The organism is Sulfurovum xiamenensis, from assembly GCF_030347995.1.
Taxonomy (GTDB): domain Bacteria; phylum Campylobacterota; class Campylobacteria; order Campylobacterales; family Sulfurovaceae; genus Sulfurovum; species Sulfurovum xiamenensis.
On sequence record NZ_JAQIBC010000001.1, the window covers coordinates 332,656 to 350,541 of the forward strand.

The 17,886-nt window shown below is 40.4% G+C and carries 17 protein-coding genes; 11 read left to right on the plus strand and 6 right to left on the minus strand.

Annotated features, from left to right (window positions below):
- Nucleotides 1-14: 14 nt before the first annotated feature.
- A complete protein-coding gene (locus PF327_RS01725) occupies nt 15-275 on the plus strand; it encodes a hypothetical protein (protein WP_289401064.1) in 261 nt (86 codons plus the stop codon).
- On the opposite strand, the gene PF327_RS01730 is transcribed toward PF327_RS01725, so the two are convergent.
- Nucleotides 268-1,014 (minus strand): DUF3108 domain-containing protein, encoded by a 747-nt coding sequence (locus PF327_RS01730; protein ID WP_289401065.1) that lies wholly within the window; start codon nt 1,012-1,014, stop codon nt 268-270. The two genes, PF327_RS01725 and PF327_RS01730, sit on opposite strands and share 8 nt — an antisense overlap.
- 76 nt (nt 1,015-1,090) lie before the next feature.
- On the opposite strand from PF327_RS01730, the gene PF327_RS01735 reads away from it, so the two are divergent.
- From PF327_RS01735 to trpS, 3 genes are read left to right on the plus strand one after another with little or no spacing between them, the layout of a single operon-like run.
- A complete protein-coding gene (locus PF327_RS01735; protein ID WP_289401066.1) occupies nt 1,091-2,284 on the plus strand; it encodes a mechanosensitive ion channel family protein in 1,194 nt (397 codons plus the stop codon).
- 31 nt (nt 2,285-2,315) lie between these two features.
- Nucleotides 2,316-3,719 carry a ribosome biogenesis GTPase Der gene (der, locus tag PF327_RS01740; protein ID WP_289401067.1) on the plus strand — a complete coding sequence of 468 codons (1,404 nt, stop codon included), beginning with the start codon at nt 2,316-2,318 and terminating at the stop codon, nt 3,717-3,719.
- 53 nt (nt 3,720-3,772) lie between these two features.
- A complete protein-coding gene (gene trpS / locus PF327_RS01745) occupies nt 3,773-4,735 on the plus strand; it encodes a tryptophan--tRNA ligase (protein WP_289401068.1) in 963 nt (320 codons plus the stop codon).
- Nucleotides 4,736-4,769: 34 nt separating this feature from the next.
- Here the strand turns inward: trpS and PF327_RS01750 are convergent, their stop codons facing one another.
- The 4 genes from PF327_RS01750 to PF327_RS01765 form a co-directional block, all read right to left on the minus strand.
- Nucleotides 4,770-4,982 carry a hypothetical protein gene (locus tag PF327_RS01750; protein ID WP_289401069.1) on the minus strand — a complete coding sequence of 71 codons (213 nt, stop codon included), beginning with the start codon at nt 4,980-4,982 and terminating at the stop codon, nt 4,770-4,772.
- Between the two features lie 221 nt (nt 4,983-5,203).
- Nucleotides 5,204-5,995: a glutamate racemase gene (gene murI / locus PF327_RS01755; protein ID WP_289401070.1), complete on the minus strand. Its 792-nt coding sequence runs from the start codon at nt 5,993-5,995 to the stop codon at nt 5,204-5,206.
- A gap of 131 nt (nt 5,996-6,126) precedes the next feature.
- Nucleotides 6,127-7,455, minus strand: coding sequence for a transcription termination factor Rho (gene rho, locus PF327_RS01760; RefSeq protein ID WP_008244225.1), 1,329 nt, complete (start codon nt 7,453-7,455; stop codon nt 6,127-6,129).
- Between the two features lie 150 nt (nt 7,456-7,605).
- Complete coding sequence (locus PF327_RS01765; RefSeq protein ID WP_008244226.1) at nt 7,606-7,995, minus strand: hypothetical protein; 390 nt, start codon at nt 7,993-7,995, stop codon at nt 7,606-7,608.
- 88 nt (nt 7,996-8,083) lie between these two features.
- Between PF327_RS01765 and PF327_RS01770 the strand changes: the two genes are divergently transcribed.
- The 7 genes from PF327_RS01770 to PF327_RS01800 are packed head-to-tail and all read left to right on the plus strand — an operon-like array spanning nt 8,084 to nt 16,213.
- Nucleotides 8,084-10,498: a heavy metal translocating P-type ATPase gene (locus PF327_RS01770; RefSeq protein WP_289401071.1), complete on the plus strand. Its 2,415-nt coding sequence runs from the start codon at nt 8,084-8,086 to the stop codon at nt 10,496-10,498.
- The gene (ccoS, locus tag PF327_RS01775; RefSeq protein WP_289401072.1) at nt 10,498-10,749 is read left to right on the plus strand and encodes a cbb3-type cytochrome oxidase assembly protein CcoS; all 252 of its coding nucleotides are present in this window, start codon (nt 10,498-10,500) and stop codon (nt 10,747-10,749) included. The genes PF327_RS01770 and ccoS overlap by 1 nt, the downstream gene beginning before the upstream one ends.
- Nucleotides 10,750-10,804: 55 nt before the next feature.
- Nucleotides 10,805-11,368 carry a YfaZ family outer membrane protein gene (locus PF327_RS01780; protein WP_289401073.1) on the plus strand — a complete coding sequence of 188 codons (564 nt, stop codon included), beginning with the start codon at nt 10,805-10,807 and terminating at the stop codon, nt 11,366-11,368.
- Nucleotides 11,369-11,416: 48 nt separating this feature from the next.
- Nucleotides 11,417-12,799, plus strand: a complete 1,383-nt coding sequence (locus PF327_RS01785; RefSeq protein ID WP_289401074.1) for a phosphomannomutase/phosphoglucomutase — start codon at nt 11,417-11,419, stop codon at nt 12,797-12,799.
- Nucleotides 12,796-14,019: a glucose-6-phosphate isomerase gene (locus tag PF327_RS01790; RefSeq protein ID WP_289401075.1), complete on the plus strand. Its 1,224-nt coding sequence runs from the start codon at nt 12,796-12,798 to the stop codon at nt 14,017-14,019. Before PF327_RS01785 ends, PF327_RS01790 begins: the two co-directional genes overlap by 4 nt.
- A 4-nt stretch (nt 14,020-14,023) precedes the next feature.
- The gene (locus PF327_RS01795; RefSeq protein WP_289401076.1) at nt 14,024-15,196 is read left to right on the plus strand and encodes a nucleotide sugar dehydrogenase; all 1,173 of its coding nucleotides are present in this window, start codon (nt 14,024-14,026) and stop codon (nt 15,194-15,196) included.
- 9 nt (nt 15,197-15,205) lie between these two features.
- Nucleotides 15,206-16,213 (plus strand): NAD-dependent epimerase, encoded by a 1,008-nt coding sequence (locus tag PF327_RS01800; protein ID WP_289401077.1) that lies wholly within the window; start codon nt 15,206-15,208, stop codon nt 16,211-16,213.
- Nucleotides 16,214-16,233: 20 nt separating this feature from the next.
- Here the strand turns inward: PF327_RS01800 and PF327_RS01805 are convergent, their stop codons facing one another.
- Nucleotides 16,234-17,814, minus strand: coding sequence for a phosphoethanolamine transferase (locus tag PF327_RS01805; protein ID WP_289401078.1), 1,581 nt, complete (start codon nt 17,812-17,814; stop codon nt 16,234-16,236).
- Nucleotides 17,815-17,886 lie beyond the last annotated feature (72 nt).

A 17,886-nucleotide genomic window follows, 5' to 3' on the forward strand; every position in this document is an offset into this window, starting at 1 on the left:
AGCATAATACCTTTATGAATGATACAGAATTTTATACCAAGCTTTTAGCACTTCCCAATGGTGCGAATGATGTACGTTACCTTGACAAACGGTATTTACTGAGAAAAGAGACATTGCTGGACGGCAAACTTCTCAAAGTGTATGCCCAAGAGCTGGGAGGCAATGACATTGTCAGTGGGAACTACTACCCCACCCTGAAAAATGGGATGCTTAAACCTTGTGAAATGTCAGATAAAAAAGTAATAGACTTTGTGCTTCATGCTAAAGCTATTTGATCCTTGTAAGCTTTGCATCTCCATATAACAGTATATCCTTGATCACAGATCTATGGATAAATCCATCTTCTGCAACAGAAAGTAGGATATCACCTTTTTTCTTTCTGAAATTTTTTTGATGGATGAATGCCTTCGCATAGATCTTTCCATCCTGACCCAGATCTTTTTTGTATGCTGCTACGTGACCCTCATCGGGTACAGTAATTTGGACTTTACCCTTTTGTTTTTCAAGTCCCACTGACTTAAACAAATATGTTTTCCCTTTCTGCTTTTCCTTCACAGCATTACCCAGGTTAAAATAGAGTGTCAAAAGGTCATCTTCAGCATAAAATTTGAGTCTTTCTGTATGATCTTCTACCAATCTTTCTTTCTTCCATTTTCGAACCCTTTTTGTGACACTCTTCTTATCATGATCGATACGATATTCTTTAACGACTTTTTTATCTCCCTTCTCACTTGTCATCTGATAAAAATCACTCACCATGATTCCATCTTTCATATGCCCCTTAGAAAGATAATGTTCAGTCTGTCCGCCCATCAGGACTTTCGCCAATCCTGCCAATCTTACTTTTGTATTGATCTCATAGGTTTCAGCATTTTGTGTCAGTCTGTTTTTTATCGTTCCTACCGTACCAAATATTCCAAAGGTTGCTCTATAATCCAATTGTGTCACTTTGGCTGAAGCAAAATTTCCTAAAAGTAAAAACAAACCACTCAATATAATCATTCTTCTTAGCATATCGGTCCTTTTCCATCTCAATTTATACCAAATTCTATTATAATGATGTGTATAAAAAGTGGAGGATACGAAAAATATGCCAACAACTGAAGTAAATACGACCGAACTCAATGCCACACAATCCCTCAATGTCATAGATGACCTCTCCATGAACCTTGAAGGAACTGTACAGACACTGCTTGTACCTGTGTATGAAAAGTTTCCTTTTTTGCACAACACCTTTTTGGATATCCCTTTGGCAAACCTTTTTGCTGCTATAGTCGTTTTTTTACTCTTTCTGCTTTTTCGAAAACTCTTCACACTTATTGTTATAGGTACCCTGCAGAAAATCTCCAAAGTAACAGAGACCTATTATGATGACAAGGTTATATCAGCACTCAAAGGGCCTATACGTTTTGCTTTTATACTGATCGGTGCACATCTCTTTTTCTTGCTGATATTCAAAGAGACGGAATTCATTAAAAATGTTCTCAATACACTGGTCGTCTATACCGTATTTTGGGCCATAATTTCTGTGATGGAGTCTTTGCGCAGTGTGTTTCACCATGCAACGGAGAAATTCAACCCTGACCTTGCCAAAGAGATGGGGAACTTCATACTTAAAATAGCCAAGATCCTTGTTGGGGCTGTAGGTTTGGGGGCCATGCTTCAAGTATGGGGGATCAATGTGACCGCGCTTGTTGCTTCTTTGGGGCTTGGAGGTCTTGCCTTCGCACTTGCTGCGAAAGATACCGCGTCCAATATGTTTGGATCTTTTGCCCTGCTTGCAGACAAATCTATACGCATCGGCGAATGGATCAAAGTAGGAGGTGTGGAAGGTACAGTAGAAGACATAGGAATGCGTACGACCAAAATACGCTCATTTGAGAAAGCACTTATCACAGTGCCTAACCAGATCGTATCAAACTCCCCTATAGAGAACTTTTCCCGCAGGGGAGTCCGTAGGATCAAAATGCAGATAGGACTTACATACGGTACCAGCAGGGATCAGGTGGATGCCATCGTCAAAGAGATAAGAGCCATGCTACATGGACATGAGAAGATCTCCCAAAAAGAGACTTTGCTTGTCAATTTCGAATCATTCGGAGATTCATCCCTGAACATTTTCATCTATACGTTTACCGACACTTCCAACTGGGAACGCTACTTAAATATACGTGAAGATATCCATCTGAAAATTATGAAAATCGTTGAAGAGAACGGAGCAAGCTTTGCCTTCCCTTCACGCTCTATCTATATAGAACAGACACCTGATAAAAATGTGTTATAATTCCAATAATTATTAAGAAAGAATATTATTTATGCAAGAACTTAAAAAAGTAGCAATACTAGGAAGACCAAACGTGGGAAAGAGTTCGCTCTTCAACCGTTTGGCAAGACAGAGAGATGCCATCACTGCTGATGTCTCAGGAACCACAAGAGATATCAAAAAGCGTATCGTGACGATTTCAGAAAACCGTGATTTTGAAGTGATCGATACCGGGGGGATAGACTACTCAACTGAACTTTTCTCTAAAGTAGCCGAATTTTCACTGAAAGCTGCAGAGGTGGCAGATATCATCATTTATATGGTAGATGGTAAAACCCTGCCATCTGAAGAGGATAGAGAACTCTTCTACAAACTTCAGGCAATGGGTAAACCACTTGCGCTTGTGGTCAACAAGATCGACAATGACAAAGAAGAAGAGCGTTACTGGGAATTTTTGGAGTTTGGTGCAGAGGCGACGTTTCCTATGTCCGTCAGTCATAACCGTTATTTCAATGACTTCTATGCATGGCTTGAAGCACTCATACCTCCTCGGGAAGAAGAACCTACAGGACTTGAACTAACCGAAGATACGGAAGTAGACCCTTTTGAGGAGATAGTCCGCGATATCAATAGTACCAAAGAAGAGATAGATAACGAGATCAAGGTGGCCATCCTCGGTCGGGTAAACACAGGAAAAAGTTCACTCCTGAATGCACTGTTGGGTCAAGAACGTTCCGTGGTCTCTGATGTTGCAGGTACAACTATCGATCCTATTGATGAGACCATAGAATACAATGACTACAAAATTACTTTTGTCGATACTGCGGGAATCAGAAGAAGAAGCAAAATCGTGGGTATTGAAAAGTATGCACTTTCACGTACAGAAGAAATGCTGGAAAAAGCAAACCTTGTTCTACTTGTGCTTGATGCTACCGTAGGTGTGACAGAGCTTGATGAAAGGGTGGCCGGACTGATAGAAAAATACAAACTGGCTTGCCTAATCGTCGTGAACAAATGGGATATCCATGGAGAGAAAACCTATGAGGAAATGGTTGAAGAGATACGTGATGAGCTGAAGTTCCTGCACTATGCACCGCTGATCACCATTTCGGCAAAAACAGGATTGCGTGTCAACAAAATACTTGACAAAGTGACAGAGATCTATCAACGATATACCCGTCGTATCCCTACTTCCGAACTTAACGATACAATACGTGAAGCCATAAGAAGGCACCATGTACCCTCACATAACGGTGCGGTAGTAAACATCAAGTTTGCAACACAGTATGAGACCAAACCACCAAAAATTGCCCTCATCAGCAATAGACCTGAATTTATACACTTCTCTTACAAACGTTACCTGGCGAATTTCCTTCGAAGTAAATATGACTTTGAAGGGGTACCTTTAGACATCGTTGCCCGTAAACGCGGCGAGCGCTTCGATGATGATGAGTAGGTTTTTTTACTAACACTTCGCTATAATCTCCTAAAATTATTTTAGGATACTATATGCGTGTACTTACAGGAATACAAGCTTCAGGAAAACTTCATTTAGGAAACTATTTTGGAGCCATGAAGCCTATGGTTGAGCTTCAAGAAGAACATGAACTTTTTACTTTTATCGCCAACTACCACTCACTCACAAGTTCAAAAGATGCAGCTACACTAAAACAACACACCATCGATGCTGCTGTGGATTATCTTTCCATTGGCATTGACCCGGAGAAAACAACATTTTGGGTACAGAGTGACATGCCTGAAGTACTTGAACTTTACTGGATACTCTCTAAGTTCACACCTATGGGATTATTGGAGCGTGCGCACTCCTACAAAGACAAAGTGGCCAAAGGTATCCCAGCAAGTCATGCTCTCTTCTCCTATCCTGTATTGATGGCAGCGGATATCCTTATCTTGGATACCCAAAAAGTTCCTGTAGGTAAAGACCAGATCCAACACGTTGAAATGACCAGAGATATCGCGATAAAATTCAACAATGAATATGGTGAGATCTTTACGCTTCCAGAGCACCTTGTACAAGAAGATGTGGCTACGATCCCAGGTATTGACGGGCAAAAGATGAGTAAGAGCTATGACAATGCCATTGATCTATTCATGGAGGAGAAACCCCTTCAAAAAAGATGTAATAAGATCATCTCATCCTCCACACCATTAGGTGAACCATTAGAATATGAGGGAGACAATATCTATGCATTGGCATCCCTCTTTTTAAATGATGAACAGAAACTTGAACTGCAGGCACGTTATAAAAGCGGTAAAGAGGGGTATGGTCACTTTAAAAAATATCTCAAAGAATTGATCTGGGAAGAGTTGGGTGAAGCCAGAGAAAAACGAGAGTATTACCTCAACCATATGGATGAAGTCAATGATATTTTGGCACAAGGAGCGAAGAAAGCCAGAGCGATCGCACATGCCAAAATGTCTAAAGTAAGAGAAGCGGTAGGACTACTATAAAGTCGGTCCTACTTTCACTTCATCACACTTACCCCTATAGATCACTATCCTCATCCCCTTCATCATCAAGATCAAGGTCATCATCTGCTTCTAGTTCTGCATCTGTCGGCATTTCATAGGCACTCTTATCTAGCGGATCCACAAAGTTTTGATCATCGATCGTATTGTACTGTACAATTAAATATACGATACCTATAGACAAAAGTCCAACAAGCAATATTGCAAAGCTTTCTAACAAATTTTTCATCTTTTATCCTCAAATTGGTGGTCTGGCAAACTCAGTTATGACATTTCTGAGTCCCATAACTTGCTTCACAACAAATTAGGCTTTTTACATACAGTAAAACCGTATGGATGTATTCTAGCATAGATAAGTTTATATTAGGTGTTTTTTATTAAAAATATATATGAAAATAACTTTATCTAATGTATAATTAAGTAGCAGCTTATCAGGGGAAATAGAGGGTCTTAATGATTATCCACTTCTATAACTTGTATATGTACATAGTTCTCAATGATACTCTCAACCACTTCGATCCGAATCTCACCTGTCGTATGAATATGTACCTGCAAGTCTCCCTCATTAAGATGTCCTTTTTGGATACCTAGTGTAAGTAAATGTCTGGAGATCGCTTCACCTGTATGGATAAGGCTTACGTTACAGTCCATGATCTTTTCTATACTTTGACCCACAAGAGGGTAGTGTGTACACCCCAGTACAATCGTATCGACATTATTCTCACGCATCGGTGAAAGCCATGTTTCAAGTAGCCCTTTTGTCACCTCACTCTCCAGTTCACCTTTTTCTATCTGTTCAACCAAACCGGGACACGCCTGTTCAAAAATATCAACACTTTTTTGTGATGAGAGCATTTGTGCCAATGTTTTATACTTATCTCCCTGAAGTGTGGCCGGTGTTGCTAAAACTCCTATTTTCCCAGTTCTTGTCTGTTCGATAGCCGGTTTGATACCTGGTTCTGTACCTATGATGATCAGCGAAGGGTACGTTTCACGTAAATGTTGGATCGCGGAAGAAGTTGCCGTATTACATGCCAATATCAATGCATCGATCTGATGGGTATTGATAAGATAGTTGGTAATATTGAGTGAGTATTGTAGAATTTGTTCTGGGGTTTTTTCACCATAAGGCGCATTTTTAGTGTCTGCCACATAGAAGATCTGTGCACCTTTGATCACTTGGGTCATAGCCTGAACCACGGTCAAGCCACCCAAACCAGAATCAAAAACACCTATACGCATTATAGTTATCTCCTTGTAGATAGACAAAGCCCATCTACAATTGCCCCATTAGGCAATGCCCTTGGGGTGCCTTTCACTAAAGCTTTACCTATCGGTTCAGATGAAAATATAGATATTTTCATTGTAGTTACCTACGCACCTTCGTTCATCAGAGAAAGAAACTCTTCATTTGTTTTGGTTTTCATCATTTTAGAGAAGAGGAACTTCAGCCCTTCTACTTCTTCCATGTTTTGCATTGCATTTCTCAATGCCCATACTTTTTGAAGCGTTTCAGGATCCATCATCAATTCTTCTTTTCTTGTTCCTGATTTCGTTACATCGATCGCAGGATAGATACGTCTTTCAGAGACATGACGGCTAAGCACCACTTCGGAGTTACCTGTACCTTTAAACTCTTCAAAGATCACTTCATCCATACGGCTACCCGTATCTATCAGTGCTGTAGCAATGATAGTTAAAGAACCACCCTCTTCTATGTTTCTAGCTGCACCGAAGAAACGTTTTGGTTTATGAAGTGCATTGGCATCCACTCCACCAGAGAGTACTTTACCTGAACTTGGTGTCACAGTGTTGTAGGCACGTGCAAGTCTTGTGATAGAGTCAAGTAAGATGATGACATCTTTACCCATCTCTACTCGTCTTTTGGCTTTTTCTATCACCATTTCGGCTGTTCTGACGTGATTCTGTGCAGGAAGGTCAAACGTCGAAGCATAGACTTCACCTTTCACTGAACGCTGCATGTCTGTGACTTCTTCCGGTCTCTCATCTACAAGTAGTACCATCAGAGAAGCATCGGGATTGTTGTGTGTAACCCCATGTGCAAGCTCTTTTAAAAGTTCTGTTTTACCTGTTCGCGGCGGAGCAACGATCAGTGCTCTTTGTCCTTTTCCTATAGGGGTAAAGAGGTCAAGTACCCGTCCGGTCATTTTCATTGGATTATATTCGAGTTTGAGTTGTTCACTGGCATACAATGGAGTAAGGTTTTCAAAAAGAGGTCTCTGTTTCGACTTCTCCGGAGCTAAATAATTGATCGCTTCAATTTTAAGCAGTGCATAATACTTCTCTTGGTCTTTAGGCGAGCGTACCTGACCTGTAACAATATCACCATTTCTCAGTGCAAATCGTTTGATCTGTGTACCGCTTACATAGGTGTCATTACTCGAGTTGGCAAAGTTTCCGTCTATTGAGCGCAAAAAACCAAAACCATCGTTCATGATTTCAAGAATACCCGTATAGAGGATAAATCCTCCCTGGCTCACTTGTGATTTAAGGATTTCGAAAATAAGATCTTTTCTTTGAAATTCATTAGGGTTTTCAACTTTGACCTCTTTTGCTATCGTTACAAGTTCTGTCAGTGGAAGTTGTTGAAGATTTTCTATTTTGTAGCCCTCTACCGGTACGTGTGTTCTGTTTTTCCTGCTGGCAGCATTGCCATTAGAAGATTTTTTATTATCGCTCATATTTCCTCTTGTTCTGAATATGCATTGTGAAGATTGTACGTTAGCCATACGATATGCTACGTGTAGTAGTTAACCGCATTATAATCCTTTTTGGCTGAAATTATAATTAAAGCGCGTCTCTTGGGCAAACCTTGAACAGTCTATGACTCCCTATGTAAGGGCAAAAAGCAGTAACGGTGGATACAAGGCTGCTCCCATCCAAAAAAACATTGAAGGTATTTTCCATTCTAACATTTGTGCTATCTCAGGTGATACTTTACGCTCGATAAAGACTTTTTTAATCAGTTCTATTTTATAAAACAGATCAAAGATTTTAATGGCTAAAAGAAAGATCATAGTCAAATTCAATACACCGGTAAGTACGACTACAAAAAGTATAAAGTAAAACCCTGGTTGGATGAGAAAAAACAAAAAAATGCTTTTCTGATAATAGGTATAGAGTTTTGCCAAAACTCCCACAAGCGTCTGGGCACGCTGAATAGTTGCCTCAAAAAGTTCTGCAAAAAGAAGGATCATTGTCAATAAAAGTGCATTTTCCATAGAAGATTTTACCCATATTTAGATAAAATATATACTTCTCGTGATATCGACAAATAACCATATATTACAATCAATCAAGGAAGTATCATTGGCAGACATAGCTTGTACCCACTGTAATCTCACTTTCCCTGAAGAAGTGATGATCGCTGAACAACAGAATGAGAAACAACTCTTTTTCTGCTGTAAAGGCTGTCAGGGGGTCTACCATCTCTTGAACTCCAAAGGACTGGATACCTTTTATGACAAGTTAGGCGATACCAAACTTCAACCTGCCATACAAAATAATGAAGATATCGAAAAGTTTGACTTGGAAGGATTTAAAAACAAATACATTACTCTCCATGAGGATGGACTGTATGAAATCAACCTCATCATTGAAGGTATCCACTGTTCTGCATGTGTATGGCTCAACGAAAAGGTCCTGCATAAGACTGATGGTGTCATAGAAACAAGTATCAACTATACCAACAACAAAGCCAAGATCATCTGGGATCCTGAGGTCATCCAGCTCTCCAAGATCATAGAGACGATCCGTTCCATCGGTTATAACGCCTACCCTTACGATCCGAAGCTTCAAGAAGAACGTGCTATCAGTACACGAAAAACCTATTATTCCCGTATTTTAGTGGCTGTTTTTGGAGCCATGAACATCATGTGGCTGGCTGTTGCCCACTATGCCGGATACTTTGGGGGTATAGAACAATCCTTTAAAGATATTCTGAATGTGGCTGAATTCGTGTTGGCCACACCGGTACTCTTTTACTCCGGATGGATCTTTTTCAGAGGTGCGTATTATGGGTACAAGAATAACATTGTCAATATGGATACCCTGGTTGCTTCAGGTGCGCTTTCTGCCTATATCTACTCCATCTATGCCATGATCACTCAAAGCGGAGAGGTCTACTTTGACTCCGTGGTGATGATCATCACTTTTGTACTGGTAGGAAAATACCTTGAAGTACTGAGTAAAAAACATGCCGTTGACACACTGGACACACTTATGGGAAGTACACCAACCGAAGTGACCACACTGAAAGATGGTGTAAAATCCCTCGTGAGCATTGAGAACATCATCGTAGGAGACATCATAGAACTGAAACCCGGTGAAAAAGTCGTGATCGATGGTGAAGTCATCTGGGGGCAGGGCTCTTTTGATGAGAGTTCACTCACAGGAGAAAATGAACCGATCTATAAAAAGAAATATGACACGATCTTAAGCGGTTCTTTGTGTTTAGACTCCGTCATACACTACAGTGCAACCAAAGATGCCTCAAATTCTATGCTGACCTCCATCGTCAATCTTCTTGAAGAATCCATCACAAAAAAACCCCGTATAGAGCAATTGGCAAATACGGTTTCAGGGTACTTTTCAACGGTCATTCTCATCATTGCCCTACTTACCTTCGCAGGGTGGTACTTTTGGACAGAGAGCTTTGAACAGGCACTCATCGTCGGTATCTCTGTGATCGTTATTGCCTGTCCCTGTGCCTTGGGATTAGCTACGCCTATGGCAACCCTTGTGGGTATCAGTGTTGCAGCAAAACGGGGTATCCTTTTTAAAGAAGCTTCTTTTCTTGAAACAATGGCAAAAAGTGACATTTTAGCCTTGGACAAAACAGGTACGATCACCGAAGGTAAACCCTCTGTTGTCAAATCTGAGTATCTTGAAGCTTTTGATCCCTCTTTGCTCTATGTACTTGTCAGTACCTCCAACCATCCTATCTCTCAAGGGATCAAAGCATATCTTGAAGATACACATGAAAAGTTAGAGACGCGCACGCTTGAAGAGATCACCTCTGTCGAAGCCAAAGGGATCAAAGCCAAATATCAAAACCAAGTACTGCTTGGAGGCAACGCGGAACTGATGAAAGCTTCAAAGCTCGATGTGGATACAGATTCACCAAATGCCCTCTTCTTCTTTATGATAGACGACAGGCTTATCGCACGGTTTGAACTGACCGATACCATCAGGGAAGGTGCAGACCGAGCTATCAAGAAGATTCAAGATCTAGGGATCAAGGTGGTCATGCTTACAGGGGACCATGAGCAGAGTGCTCAAAAAGTGGCAAAACAGGTAGGAATAGAAGAGGTTTATGCCAAACTTCTTCCTCAGGACAAAGCTGCACTGATAGATAGATTTCATCAAGAGGGACATGTTGTTGTAATGGCCGGAGACGGCATTAATGATGCCATAGCGCTTGCTTCTTCAGACATCTCTATAGCGATGGGGAATGGTGCAGATGTGGCTATCTCTGTGAGTGACATAGTGCTTTTAGATGAAAAACCTGAAAGTATTTATGAGTCGTATAAGCTCTCACAAAGAACCTTTGGTGCAGTCAAGGAAAATCTTGGTTTTTCTTTGTTGTATAATGTTGTAGCTGTTCCGCTGGCTGTCATGGGATTTGTCAATCCACTGGTGGCAGCACTCTCCATGAGTCTGAGTTCATTGGTCGTGGTCGGTAACTCTATCCGTATTAAACGTTTAAAATTCAAGGATAAATAATGTCAGAAAATATAGTCATTTTAATGATAGGTGTCTCTACATTTTTAGGTGCCATAGGCTTACTGGCTTTAATTTGGGCGGTAAGAACAGGACAATTCGACGACCATAGCAAATTCATAGATGCGGTCCGTCACGACAATGAAGAGGACCTGAAAGATGCTGCTATGATGGAAGAGAAGAGAAAGACCTATAAAAAAAAGATCAAACAAGAAAAACTGGAAAAAGAAAAAAACTATCGACCGGCAGATTAGTCTCTGTCAAGAAAGTTTATGATAGTATTATATGCATAAATATCAAAGGCTTACTATGTACATAAAAAAACTCTGTATCACTTCACTTTTAACACTTGGACTGCTTCATGCCCAAAGCAATATAGGGCTTAATGTCAATAATGAGGATCTAGAAGTAGGTGCTTCTATCGATCTGAATGCTTTGACCTACTATTCGGACAGTACTTCCTATACACTGGATACTTCTTATCTTCATACGGATGGAGACAACCTAGCGACCGTGGGTGTCAGTGCGGAAAGTACTTTCCAGGGTATCGAAGGACTTGCACTTGGACTAGGGATAAAATCTGTGTTTGCCGATGATTTTATCGCTATTCCCTTCTGTGCTAAAGCAAAATATACACTTCCATTGAACTACAGCATCCCTACCACTTCGTTAACAACAAGTTTGGCTTATGCGCCTTCTGTGCTTACATTCAGTGATGGAGAAAGCTATACGGAATTTAGAGTAGAAGCAGATATGGAGATCATCACGAATGTACATCTGTTTACCGGGTATCGTAATATAGATACAGAGTATAATACCTATGATCAAACGTTTAATAACAGCTTTTATGGTGGGATGAAACTTAGTTTTTAGTGCTATACTTTCATACACAGGCTAAATAGGCTATCTGGGAGGAATAGAATGACAGATATAATAGAAAAAAATATATTCAGAGAGTATGATATCCGCGGGATCTTTGAAAAAGAGCTGAATGAAATATCTGTCAAACTGATCGGCTATTACCTTGGTCAGAAAATCGGTGGCGACAAAGTCGTTGCTATCGGTTATGATGCTCGCTCTCACTCTCCCATCCTAAGAGATTATCTGACTTCCGGACTGAATGCAGCTGAATGCAAAGTCTTAGATATGGGAATGGTCGCTACCCCGGTAAACTACTTTAGCAACTACATCAATTTTAACGGTATTACAACAGATGCTTCCATTATGATCACAGGTTCCCACAATCCAAGCGAATATAACGGTTTTAAAATCACAGTGGATCAAGCTCCTTTTTTTGGAGAATCGATTTATGCATTAGGGGATGAGATCCTGGCCCATCAGGATCTCGTCATTGAAGACAACAATACAAAAACGGATATAGATGTAAAAACCCCTTACATCAACTTTATGGTCAAAGAGTTTGCCCACCTGAAGAACTTCCCTAAAAAAATTGTTATTGATGCGGGTAATGGTGTTGCAGACACCGTCATCACAGATATCTTTGATGCGTTGAACTTCGACTACACTGGCCTCTACCTTGAACCAGACGGTACTTTTCCGAACCACCATCCCGACCCCTCTGTAGAGAAGAACCTTGCAGATATCAAATCAGCTTTAGAGAAAGATGGAGATATCGCTTTTGCCTACGATGGAGATGCTGACCGTATCGCAGTGCTCACACATAAACATAACATCAAGGGGGATCAAATGGCACTTCTCTATGCGATGAAGATGCAGAACCCTACAGTTATAGGTGAGGTCAAATGCTCACAGGTTATGTACGATGAACTTGAGCGTCGAGGTGCCAAAGCCATCATGTATAAAACAGGACACTCCAACCTCAAAGTCAAAATGAAAGAGACCAATGCCGATCTTGCCTGTGAAGTGAGCGGGCATATCTTCTTCAAAAACCGTTATTTTGGGTATGATGATGCCATCTATGCCACACTTAGGATGTTGGAACTCATCCATGATGGTATTAACCTGGATAGAGAGATCGATGCACTGCCTACCGTTTTTTCTACTGAAGAGATAAAAGTAGAGACCACAGAAGAGGAGAAATTTGCGATCATTGACAAAGTGAAAGAGCTTCTTCTTAATCCTCCTGCAGATTTTCCTAAGATTCTTAGCATTATTGATGTGGACGGTGTGCGTATCAACTTTGAAAAAGGTTGGGGACTAGTGAGAGCCAGTAACACCACACCTGTACTTGTCACACGCTTCGAATCTACCGATGAGGCACTGGCAAAAGAGTATGAATCCAAAGTCAATGCGCTGATCACACAAGCAAAGAGCCTACTATGATCAACCGACTCTCTTTTACTTTCGAAGATGAAAAAACGCAGAAAAAGGCATTTAAAGCGATTGAAAAAGAACAGCAGAGTATTGGCTATTATGCGCTGCCAGATCAAGACATCACTCCACTATTAAAGTATTGTGATTCGATCTCTGATACGATAGATACGATCGCAGTCATTGGGATCGGGGGGAGTTCTTTAGGTGCTAAGGCCGTGTATGAATTTCTCAAACCTCTCAATGGGCTTACAAGAAAGCTATACTTCTTTGAAAGTACTGATCCTATCAATATCACAAATCTGCTTTCACATATAGAGTTTTCAAAAACCCATTTTCTCGTGATCTCCAAATCAGGGACCACAGTAGAGACCTTCTCTATCTATAAATATATCTATTCGCTTCAGAGTGATCCTACCGCCTATACTTTTATCACTGATCCTGACTCACCGCTTGAAACATATGCTAAAGAGATCAACTCTACTGTACTCCATCTACCTCACAATGTAGGCGGAAGGTTTTCAGTACTCTCAACGGTAGGGCTTGTCCCTTTAGCTTTATGTGGTATAGAGATACAAGCTTTGTTAAATGGTGCAAAAGAGGTCAAAGAGAGCTTTTTTTATGATGGATACCTGAAAGATACATTACTGAAAAAAGCTACCTTTTATGCAAAAAATCATACCCAGTACAACATCAATTGTATTTTCGCCTATTCTGAAACACTCAAATATTTCTGTGAGTGGTATGTGCAGCTTTGGGGTGAAAGCTTAGGAAAACATCAACGCCACAGTGCATTTCATGTAGGTCTTACCCCTATCGGCCTTATCGGCCCAGAAGACCAACATTCATTTCTACAGCTTATCATGGAAGGGACCAGAGACAAATCAGTCACTTTCATTAAAATTGAAGATTTTCATGACAATATCACTATCCCGGATATCACACTTCCCCACTTGGAAGGTCTTGATACACTCAATAATCTACCTTTTTCCAAACTCATCAATATGCAGTGTGACTCGGTGTTGGAATCACTGGAAGCACAAGATGACATTCCTATTGACACTATTATCCTTCCAAGTGTCGATGAAAATACTATAGGATCACTTCTCTACTACTATGAGCTACTTACCTCACTTGTAGGAGAACTTATCGATGTGAATACCTATAATCAACCCGGAGTGGAAGCAGGAAAGATCATTTTAAAGAAAAAACTAAATCAAAAGGAAAGATAAAATCATGGGTTACAAAATAGCCATAGCAGGTACAGGATATGTTGGACTATCCAACGGTATTTTACTGGCACAGCACAATGAAGTCGTAGCCCTGGATGTCATTCCTGAAAAGGTAGAGATGCTCAACCAAAAGATCTCTCCTATCGAAGATGCAGAAATAGAAGCGTACCTTAAGAACAAGCCTCTGAACTTTAAAGCGACACTTGATAAGCATGAGGCGTATGAGAATTCAGATTTTGTCATTATTGCTACCCCTACAGATTATGACCCGGAAACAAATTATTTCAATACTGAACTAGTCGAATCGGTAATCAAGGATGTCATAGAAATAAATCCAAATGCAGTAATGGTCATCAAATCTACCATTCCTGTAGGTTATACAAAAAGTATTAGAGAAAAATTCGACTGTGACAATATCATTTTCTCTCCAGAGTTCCTTAGAGAAGGCAAAGCACTCCATGATAACCTCTACCCTTCTCGTATCATTGTAGGCGAGAAGAGTGAACGTGCAAAAACCTTTGCAAACCTTTTAGCACAAGGTGCCATCAAAAAAGATATTGACATTCTTTTTACTGGGTCTACGGAAGCAGAAGCGGTGAAGCTCTTTTCAAATACATTTCTAGCAATGAGAGTTGCCTACTTCAATGAACTAGACTCCTATGCTGAGACACATAACCTTGATACCAGACAGATCATAGAGGGTGTAGGACTTGACCCTAGAATAGGTATGCACTACAACAATCCTTCCTTTGGATACGGGGGCTACTGCCTGCCTAAAGATACCAAACAGTTGCGCGCAAACTATAAAAATGTGCCCAACAGTCTTATAGGCGCTATTGTAGAAGCCAACAGTATGAGAAAAGACTTTATTGCGGACTCTATCTTAAAAAAGCACCCGTCTACAGTCGGTATCTACCGTTTAACGATGAAAAGCGGGTCAGACAACTTTAGATCTTCATCGATCCAAGGTATTATGAAACGTATAAAAGCCAAAGGTATCAACGTCGTGGTCTATGAACCCGTACTACAGGAAGAATCGTTCTTTCACTCAAAAGTCATGAAAGATTTGCAAGAATTCAAAAATATTTCCGATGTGATCGTAGCGAATAGACTCTCAGATGACCTCATAGATGTAAAGGAGAAAGTCTATACCAGAGATCTCTTTGGTAGTGACTAACGGAAGAAAATGAAGATATTAGTCACAGGAACAGCGGGGTTCATTGGATTTCATTTGGCAAAGAAATTACTTGAGCGCGGGGATGAAGTCATTGGCATAGATAATATCAATGACTATTATGATATAAATCTCAAATATGGCCGCTTAAAAGAGTTAGGCATCGATCCTACAAAAATAGAAGAGAACCAGCCTGTCGCTTCGAGCATTTTTCCAAAACATACTTTTATCAAATTAGATCTTGCCGATAAAGATCAAATGGAAGCCCTGTTCAAAAAAGAACAATTTGATGCCGTTTGTAACCTTGCGGCACAAGCAGGTGTACGGTTCAGCCTTGAGAACCCTCATGCCTACATCGAAAGTAATATACAGGGCTTTATGAACATCCTTGAAGGGTGTCGAGAAAATGGCATCAACAACCTCTCTTACGCTTCCAGCTCTTCTGTCTATGGACTCAACAAAGAACAACCCTTCAAAACCACTGATCAGGTCGACAGACCTATCTCTATCTATGCAGCTACCAAAAAATCAAATGAACTGATGGCACATACCTACTCTCACCTCTTTGGTATCTCTACAACCGGTCTTAGATTTTTTACCGTCTATGGTCCTTGGGGCAGACCCGATATGGCTCCTATGCTCTTTGCGGATGCCATTCTTCATGGCAGAGCCATCAAGGTCTTCAATCAAGGGGATATGAGCAGAGACTTTACTTACATCGACGATATTGTAGATGGATGTATCAAGGTGATCGACCACCCTAATGAAAAAGATCTCTATCAGATCTATAACATCGGGAACAATGCCCCTGTACAACTGATGGATTTTATCAAGGCTTTAGAGAACTCTCTAGGAAAAGAAGCAAAGAAAGAGTATCTCCCGATGCAGCCAGGGGATGTTAAATCAACCTATGCAGATGTCAGTGGGCTCATGAATGACTTTGGTTATAAACCCGATACTTCTATCCAGGAGGGTGTGGACAAATTTGCACAGTGGTATAGAGCGTTTTACCATATATAAAATATAACAGAATATATTTTTTATAAGTTTGTAAATTTTAACATATCCATCTTTTTATCATACACTTCACTTTCCACATCAAAGAGCCCAAGCAGTGTGGAGAAAAGATTGTCTTGAGAAAATTCATTTGAAGCAGTTTTTCTAATCTCTTCTTTATCCAGAGGAAAATCTTTTCCTAACCATAGCAGAGAAGCCACATTTTTTTGAGCATCCGGCGCTATAAAATATGGAAGTCCATGCAGGTAGAACCCTCCTTCGCCCAAAGACTCGCCATGATCCGCCATATAGAACATCGCTGTATCCACAGTATCCTCATACTTCTTCAAAAGCCCTATCGTCTGAGAAAGAAAGTAATCGGTATAGAGTAGTGCATTATCATAGGCATTGGCAATCTCTTCCTGGGAACACTCTTCTAGCTGATTGGTCTGGCAAGTGGGAGTAAAGCGTTCAAACTCTTTTGGATACCGTTTGTAATATGCTGGGCCATGATTCCCCATTTGATGCAGCACGATCACCATGTCTTTGGAGCTCTCTTCGATCACTCTATCCAGCCCGACCAGCATCCCTACATCTCGACACTCCCCCTCACACATAGTATTATTCTCAGGTGTTTTATAATACTCATACTGTACTCTATCCGCCACACCTTTAGAATCGGAGTTATTGTCTCTCCATAATACCTCTACCCCGGCATGAGAAAGTACATCCAGTACATTTTCGGTGTGAAGTCCTTTTTGTGTATCATAATCATCTCTATCATAGACAGAGAACATACAAGGTACGGAAACAGCTGTCGTGGTCCCACATGAATACATGTTCGAAAAATTGATGATATTTTCTTGTTTCATCCGTGGATTGGTCTCTCTTTGATACCCATTCAATGACAAATGATCAGCACGCGCTGCCTCACCCACAACCATGATCACTACTTTTCTCTTTTCTCTTTTCCCTATCTTTGCATCTAATCCTGTCTGTATAAGTGGCATATCTCTCTCTGTGACCTGTTCTTTCACATAAGAACCTAAAGAGTAAAGTCCATAAGTTGGATTGCTGTAAGAACGTAAGATCTTATGCTCTCTGAAAAAAGAGGTATAATGTTTGGAAAAAGGGAGCATCACAACAAATATCAAAACAAAACTGCCTGCACCCAATTTTAATTTTGAAAACAATTCCTTTCTGAATCCACGATATACCAAAGGTGTTTTATAGATGATATAGGAAGGCAGAACTCCAAACAACAGCACATAGCCAAACAGCTTCCAACTCATAAGATCGGAAGCTTCATTTATATCTGTCTGCACAGTGTTTTCGATCATCGTTGTATCTATGATGATGTTATAGGTCTGCATAAAATAGTTTACCGTCGCCGCAGTCATCAACATGACGATAAGTATCGGCTTAGTCACATATCTCCAACTTAAAAGAGAGAGTATGAAAGTTAAAAAAAGGCAAAATACCACACCTTGCGAAATGACAAAAGGTGCATAGGTACTGTCAAAAGGGTATACTTCCAATACATGCTTGAAAAATGAAACATTGCTAAAGAGTACGATAAATAACGAAACTCCTATAATAAGAGATGCTGATGTTCTAGGTTTCAATGTTATCCTTGGAAAGATTTTCGTTATGGTAGCTTAAAAAAGTAAATAGATACTATGTGATTCTCCTTACAG

Bases quoted from the DNA above. Each gene is read 5' to 3' on its own strand.
- rho (WP_008244225.1), bottom strand. From the start codon at position 7,455: ATGAGCGATAATAAAAAATCTTCTAATGGCAATGCTGCCAGCAGGAAA.
- PF327_RS01750 (WP_289401069.1), bottom strand. From the start codon at position 4,982: ATGAAAAATTTGTTAGAAAGCTTTGCAATATTGCTTGTTGGACTTTTG.
- PF327_RS01735 (WP_289401066.1), top strand. From the start codon at position 1,091: ATGCCAACAACTGAAGTAAATACGACCGAACTCAATGCCACACAATCC.
- PF327_RS01795 (WP_289401076.1), top strand. From the start codon at position 14,024: ATGGGTTACAAAATAGCCATAGCAGGTACAGGATATGTTGGACTATCC.
- ccoS (WP_289401072.1), top strand. From the start codon at position 10,498: ATGTCAGAAAATATAGTCATTTTAATGATAGGTGTCTCTACATTTTTA.
- PF327_RS01790 (WP_289401075.1), top strand. From the start codon at position 12,796: ATGATCAACCGACTCTCTTTTACTTTCGAAGATGAAAAAACGCAGAAA.
- PF327_RS01780 (WP_289401073.1), top strand. From the start codon at position 10,805: ATGTACATAAAAAAACTCTGTATCACTTCACTTTTAACACTTGGACTG.
- murI (WP_289401070.1), bottom strand. From the start codon at position 5,995: ATGCGTATAGGTGTTTTTGATTCTGGTTTGGGTGGCTTGACCGTGGTT.
- trpS (WP_289401068.1), top strand. From the start codon at position 3,773: ATGCGTGTACTTACAGGAATACAAGCTTCAGGAAAACTTCATTTAGGA.
- PF327_RS01730 (WP_289401065.1), bottom strand. From the start codon at position 1,014: ATGCTAAGAAGAATGATTATATTGAGTGGTTTGTTTTTACTTTTAGGA.
- PF327_RS01765 (WP_008244226.1), bottom strand. From the start codon at position 7,995: ATGGAAAATGCACTTTTATTGACAATGATCCTTCTTTTTGCAGAACTT.
- PF327_RS01785 (WP_289401074.1), top strand. From the start codon at position 11,417: ATGACAGATATAATAGAAAAAAATATATTCAGAGAGTATGATATCCGC.
- PF327_RS01725 (WP_289401064.1), top strand. From the start codon at position 15: ATGAATGATACAGAATTTTATACCAAGCTTTTAGCACTTCCCAATGGT.
- PF327_RS01800 (WP_289401077.1), top strand. From the start codon at position 15,206: ATGAAGATATTAGTCACAGGAACAGCGGGGTTCATTGGATTTCATTTG.
- der (WP_289401067.1), top strand. From the start codon at position 2,316: ATGCAAGAACTTAAAAAAGTAGCAATACTAGGAAGACCAAACGTGGGA.